General features: G+C 64.4%; 4 protein-coding genes. 1 reads left to right on the forward strand and 3 read right to left on the reverse strand.

Translation table 11 applies throughout. The features are described 5' to 3' along the window. Positions 1 to 221 precede the first annotated feature (221 nt). A complete protein-coding gene (locus Q7U29_RS12860; protein ID WP_304741940.1) occupies positions 222 to 1,355 on the reverse strand; it encodes an Mrp/NBP35 family ATP-binding protein in 1,134 nt (377 codons plus the stop codon). 155 nt (positions 1,356 to 1,510) lie between these two features. Then, a complete protein-coding gene (locus Q7U29_RS12865) occupies positions 1,511 to 1,951 on the reverse strand; it encodes a VOC family protein (protein WP_304741941.1) in 441 nt (146 codons plus the stop codon). 225 nt (positions 1,952 to 2,176) lie between these two features. On the opposite strand from Q7U29_RS12865, the gene Q7U29_RS12870 reads away from it, so the two are divergent. Further along, positions 2,177 to 3,046, forward strand: a complete 870-nt coding sequence (locus tag Q7U29_RS12870; protein WP_304741943.1) for an NAD(P)-dependent oxidoreductase — start codon at positions 2,177 to 2,179, stop codon at positions 3,044 to 3,046. Positions 3,047 to 3,082: 36 nt separating this feature from the next. Here the strand turns inward: Q7U29_RS12870 and Q7U29_RS12875 are convergent. Beyond that, a partial coding sequence (locus tag Q7U29_RS12875; RefSeq protein WP_304741944.1) for a hypothetical protein occupies positions 3,083 to 4,165 on the reverse strand: 1,083 nt, incomplete at its 5' end.

Below are 4,165 nucleotides of genomic sequence, written 5' to 3' on the forward strand. Positions count from 1 at the left end.
CGGAAACTTTCAAAAAATCACGACGCTTCATTCAGCCTTCTCCTAGTTGGGGCATTTCTTCCCAGATTTCCTGGAGCGCAAATTCGGCGAAGCGGTATTTGCGTCTGCCGTAAGGCACTCTGGCGGGGGCGCTTTAACACGGAAATTTGCGTTCGGAATACACGACAACGGCATGACTGCACCGAATAAACGAAAGTCGCATATTCACGCGACAATCGGGCTCAAGCGGCAGCGATAACGCCCTGGAGCTGGTCGCGGACCTTGGCGCCGATCGCGCGATAGATCGCCGCATGGGGTCCGTCGGGCTCGCTGTCGACCACCGGAGTTCCCGAATCCGAGGTGGCGCGAATCGACATGTGCAGCGGGATTTCACCGAGGAACGGCACGCCCAGCCGTTCCGCCTCCAGCCGTGCGCCGCCGTGCCCGAAAATATCCGATCGCGTGCCGCATTCCGGACACTGGAAATAGCTCATGTTCTCGACGATGCCGAGCACCGGCACGTTGACCTTCTTGAACATCGCCAGCCCCCGCCGCGCATCGATCAGCGAAAGATCCTGCGGCGTCGAGATGATCACCGCGCCCCGCAGCGGCACATTCTGCGCCAGCGTGAGTTGCGCGTCGCCGGTGCCGGGCGGCATGTCGACCACGAGAATATCGAGGGTTCCCCAGGCGACGTCGCGCAGCATCTGGGTGATCGCCGACATCACCATCGGCCCGCGCCAGATCATCGCGGTCTCCTCCTCGACCAGAAAACCGATCGACATGATGGCGAGGCCGAAACGCTGAATCGGAATCATCTTCCTGTTGTCGTCCAGCTGCGGTTTCTCGTGAATGCCGGTCAGCCGCGGCACCGACGGCCCATAGATATCGGCATCGAGCAGACCAACCCGCAAACCGAGATCGCGCAGGCCCAGAGCCAGATTGAGTGCCGTGGTGGATTTACCGACTCCGCCCTTGCCGGAGGCCACCGCGATCACAGCGGCAATGCCCGGTATCTCCGACTGCTTCGACATCGGCGAGGCGGGACTCTGCGGCGGGCGATGCGCCGAGACCGGCTGCACGCCGTGCGAATGGCGATGCGGAGCCGGCGCTGCCGACGGGGAGCCGGGTTTGCGTTCGGCGGTCAGCGCGATCATGGCGGTGGTGACGCCGGGGATGGCGCGTACCGCGGCCTCGGTCGCAGCCCGGACGCTTTCCCAGGCGCGGGCCTGCGCGGCATCGACATTGATCGAGAAAAACACCTTGCCGTCGTTCACGGTGACCGCCGACAGCACATTGGCGTCGGTCAAGGCGACGCCATCGGGCGACTTCACCCCGGCCAGTGCCTTCAGAACCTGTTGCTGCGTCACGCTCACGTCGCATCTCCTTGAGCCTTGTCGGTCCTGATTGGCTCAGAGCCGGGCTCGATTCGTTGTTCTGGCGCAATCTCCCGGCGCGAAACGGAGTCCGTTTCGCCCGAAGCGCCACGTCACTTTCGAATGCGACCCATAGAGCGGTCCGGCCCGAAAGGCTACCTCGCCGCCATGTCTTCCCGGGTCTCGACCGGGGCCGCTGCCACGCCCTGCTCCTTGGCGGCCTCATAGTTCAATTCGATCATGACGCCGTTAGGGTCATCGACGAAGATCTGCCAGAGCTCGCCGCCCGGAACCTGCCGGGCCTCGTATTTGAACCTCCTGGATTCCAGCCGCTGCTGCATGTCGGCAAATCCCCGGCTGACGAAGGCAACGTGATGGACCACGCCGGAATCAGGCTTTTGCGGCTCCTCGGTCCGGGAAATATCGACCAGATGCACCACCGCCTTGCCCTCGCTGTACATCCACGCCCCGGGGAAGGCGAAGTCCGGCCGGGGGCCTTTTTCGAGGCCCAGAATGTCCTCGTAGAACCGGACCGTGTCGTCGAGTTTCCGGGTCCGGATGTTGAAATGATCCAGCACACCCACGCTCATGCCCATGCGATACACTCCCGTTTTTTGTAGCCTTGTCTGCAAGGCCATTATTTGGAAGGCCAATCCTAGCACAAAACCCGGCCCACACGGCAAACGCAGCCGTTGCCCTCCATGCTGCAGGGGTTATTGTGCGCCTTCCGCATCCCAAAGGAGACCTGTTCAAGGCCCCTCCTCGCTCTCCAGAACACCGTCCGGCGCATCCAATGCCGGCAAAACCCCAAGGTTGCTCACATGGCTAAAGTCGCTTTTCTCGGTCTCGGCGTCATGGGTTTCCCCATGGCAGGACATCTGGTGGCCAAGGGCGGCCATGAGGTGACGGTCTTCAACCGGACGCCGGCCAAGGCCAAGGCATGGGCCGAGAAATTCGGCGGCAAGACGGCTGCGACGCCGAAGGCCGCCGCCGAGGGCCAGGATTTCGTGATGTGCTGCGTCGGCAACGACAACGACCTGCGCGCCGTCACGATCGGCGCCGATGGCGCGTTCGCGGGCGTGAAAAAGGGTGCCACCTTCGTCGATCATACCACCGCTTCAGCTGAAGTCGCGCGCGAGCTCGATGCCGCCGCCACCAAGGCGGGCTTCAAGTTCATCGACGCACCGGTGTCCGGCGGCCAGGCCGGTGCGGAAAACGGCGTGTTGACGGTGATGTGCGGCGGTACCGCCGACGCCTATGCCGGCGCCGAGCCCGTGATCGCGGCCTATGCGCGGATGTGCAAGCTGCTCGGACCCGCCGGCTCCGGGCAACTGACCAAGATGGTCAACCAGATCTGCATCGCCGGGCTGGTCCAGGGCCTTTCGGAAGGCATTCATTTTGCCAAGAAGGCCGGGCTCGACGTCCAGGCCGTGATCGACACCATCTCGAAGGGCGCCGCGCAATCCTGGCAGATGGAGAACCGCTACAAGACCATGAATGACGGCAAGTTCGATTTCGGTTTTGCCGTGGAATGGATGCGCAAGGATCTGTCGATCTGTCTCGCGGAATCGCGCCGCAACGGCGCCAGCCTGCCGGTGACCGCGCTGGTCGATCAGTTCTATTCGGAAGTCGAGAAGATGGGCGGCAAGCGCTGGGACACGTCGAGCCTGCTGGCGCGGCTGCAGCGCTGAACCCTGTTCGGAAAGACGACGGCACGCCGCACATCATTATGCGGCGTGCCGCCGGAGTTCGGCTTCATCGGTGCGGAAGGCGGAGATGACGCCGCCCATGTTCTCGTAGCCGGTGAGTGACGGTCCCCAGGCCGAGCCGTTCCACCATTTATGGTACAGCGCGCTGTCGGTGCCCGTCACGAACACATCGAGCCGGTTCGGGCCCCACGCCGTGACACGAGGCCTCGACGTGCAGACGCCGCCCATGTTCTCGTAGCCGGTGAGCGACGGACCCCAGGCAGAACCGTTCCACCATTTGTGGTACAGCGCGCTGTCGGTGCCGATCACGAACACGTCGAGCCGGTTCGGACCCCAGGCAACCGCCTCGGGCTCGCCCACGCAGATGCCGCCCATGCGTTCAAAGCCGGTGAGCGACGGACCCCACGCCGAGCCGTCCCACCATTTGTGATACAGCGCGCCGTCGGTGCCGGTCACGAACACGTCGAGCCGGTCCGGCCCCCAGGACACCACCCGCGGTGCGGACATGCACACACCGCCCAGGCGTTCATAGCCGGTGAGCGACGGACCCCAGGCCGAACCGTTCCACCATTTATGATACAGCGCCCGGTCGGTGCCGATCACGAACACGTCGAGCCGGTTCGGACCCCAGGCCACCACTTCCGGCTGCCCCAGGCAGATGCCGCCCATGCGCTCATAGCCGGTGAGCGATGGACCCCAGGCCGATCCGTTCCACCATTTGTGATACAGCGCCCGGTCGGTGCCGACCACGAACACGTCGAGCCGGTCCGGACCCCATGAGACCACGCGCGGATCGCCCAGGCAGACGCCGCCCATGCGTTCATAGCCGGTGAGCGACGGACCCCAGGCCGAGCCGTTCCACCATTTGTGATACAGCGCGCTGTCGGTGCCGGTCACGAACACGTCGAGCCGGTTCGGGCCCCAGGCCACCGCCTGCGGCACGCTGGTGCAAACGCCGCCCATGTTCTCGTAGCCCGTGAGCGACGGGCCCCAGGCCGCGCCGTTCCACCATTTGTGATACAGCGCGCGGTCGCTGCCCAGCACGAACGCGTCGATCCGGTTCGCACCCCACGACACCACCGGCGACGAACTCGCACGCGC

Source organism: Bradyrhizobium sp., from assembly GCF_030654605.1.
In the GTDB taxonomy this organism is placed as follows: Bacteria; Pseudomonadota; Alphaproteobacteria; order Rhizobiales; family Xanthobacteraceae; genus Bradyrhizobium.

Excerpts from the sequence above, each read along its gene's own strand:
- Q7U29_RS12870 (WP_304741943.1), top strand. The coding sequence starts at position 2,177 with ATGGCTAAAGTCGCTTTTCTCGGTCTCGGCGTCATGGGTTTCCCCATG.
- Q7U29_RS12865 (WP_304741941.1), bottom strand. The coding sequence starts at position 1,951 with ATGGGCATGAGCGTGGGTGTGCTGGATCATTTCAACATCCGGACCCGG.